At 44.9% G+C, this 1,380-nt stretch carries 2 protein-coding genes; both read left to right on the top strand.

Going from position 1 to position 1,380, the window contains the following annotated elements:
- The first annotated feature begins 229 nt into the window (after nt 1-229).
- Nucleotides 230-601 carry a CidA/LrgA family protein gene (locus AB3X55_13375; GenBank protein MEX0504575.1) on the top strand — a complete coding sequence of 124 codons (372 nt, stop codon included), beginning with the start codon at nt 230-232 and terminating at the stop codon, nt 599-601.
- Nucleotides 594-1,343 carry an LrgB family protein gene (locus AB3X55_13370; protein MEX0504574.1) on the top strand — a complete coding sequence of 250 codons (750 nt, stop codon included), beginning with the start codon at nt 594-596 and terminating at the stop codon, nt 1,341-1,343. Before AB3X55_13375 ends, AB3X55_13370 begins: the two co-directional genes overlap by 8 nt.
- Nucleotides 1,344-1,380 lie beyond the last annotated feature (37 nt).

The following is a 1,380-nucleotide window of genomic DNA, read 5'->3' as shown; positions in this document are numbered from 1 at the left end:
TTAGCTGTCTTTATACCTACCTATGAATAGACACTTACATGCCTCACCTAAACTACCCTTAACATCCCAACACCTGCCCACGGATGGGCCATGGGGGGTGTGTAAATATTATGTTGTTTAGGTGTTACACGAATGGATTTAATAGTTCCTTTCCCATAATTTTGCCTTGCAGTATACGTCATGAGCCAAACAAGTTTTCTCGCCCACTTCATTTTACAGGATGCATGTCATGCTAGGTGCAATATTCCTGATTTTCCTGTTCCAATTAATCGGTGAGGCGACACAAAAATATTTTGCATTGCCAGTTCCCGGGCCAGTTATCGGTCTGGTTTTGATGTTGGTCTGCCTCTTATGGTCAAAGCGGATCGACGTCCCATTTGTTGCAGACTTGCGATGCAAACTCGTTACCACATCACAACAGCTGATTGGATATCTTTCACTGCTTTTTGTGCCAATTGGGGTGGGCGTGATCATGCACCTAAAGCTGCTTGAGACGCAGCTTGCGCAGATTATAGGCGTCATCACCATTGGCACCATCACCACAATTGTTTTCACAGCCTTCATTTTTCTAAAGGCTGGTGGGGCCATCAAGGATGAATGAGGCAGCCAAGCTTTATGATGTTTGGGTCTACTTGCAGGCGGAGCCGCTTTTCTGGCTAACGCTGACTATTGGTGCTTATCTACTGGCTGATAGAATATACAAGGCGTCTGGACTCTTCCCGCTTTTGAATCCAGTAGCATTGAGCATAATTTTTGTAGCCGCATGCCTTATAGCATTCGGAGTAGAATACGAACGATACTTTGAAGGTGCCAAGTTTATTCACTTTCTACTTGGGCCAACCACTGTCGCCTTATCCGTCCCGATTTACTTGAACTGGGCAACCGTTCTTAAGACAAGACGTGCAATTCTGATTTCTGTTTCCTTGGGTTCACTTTTTGCCATTGGCATAACCTTCACTGTGGCAAATCTGCTTCAACTTGATCCTATTACCATACGATCATTATTGCCTAGGAATGTAACCGCACCAATTGCCATGGGCATCTCAGAACTGATCGGTGGAGTACCATCTTTGACCGCAATCATAACAATAGTGACAGGCATCCTAGGTGCAGCACTTGGCAGTTTTGTTTTGGATCTTTTCAAAATCAAAGATATGGCAGCGAGGGGTTTTGCCTTTGGTCTCGCAAGTCATGGAATTGGAACAGCCCGTGCGATGTCTAAAGATAGTCAAGCAGGGGTATTCGCTGCTGTAGCTATGGGTTTAAGTGGTATTATTACAGCCGCCATAATTCCTCTTGCCTACATAATTCTCACAGACTTCGCTGGCTTTGCGGTCAAATAGATGGTTTTGGGCTGGGCTTCAAAAATCTGTTTAACAC

This window comes from Alphaproteobacteria bacterium LSUCC0719 (assembly GCA_040839025.1).
GTDB lineage: Bacteria > Pseudomonadota > Alphaproteobacteria > Puniceispirillales > Puniceispirillaceae > UBA8309.
The sequence above is the reverse complement of the archived record's forward strand: the minus strand, read 5'-3'. Positions and strand labels throughout refer to the sequence as shown.

Excerpts from the sequence above, each read along its gene's own strand:
- AB3X55_13375 (MEX0504575.1), top strand. The coding sequence starts at position 230 with ATGCTAGGTGCAATATTCCTGATTTTCCTGTTCCAATTAATCGGTGAG.
- AB3X55_13370 (MEX0504574.1), top strand. The coding sequence starts at position 594 with ATGAATGAGGCAGCCAAGCTTTATGATGTTTGGGTCTACTTGCAGGCG.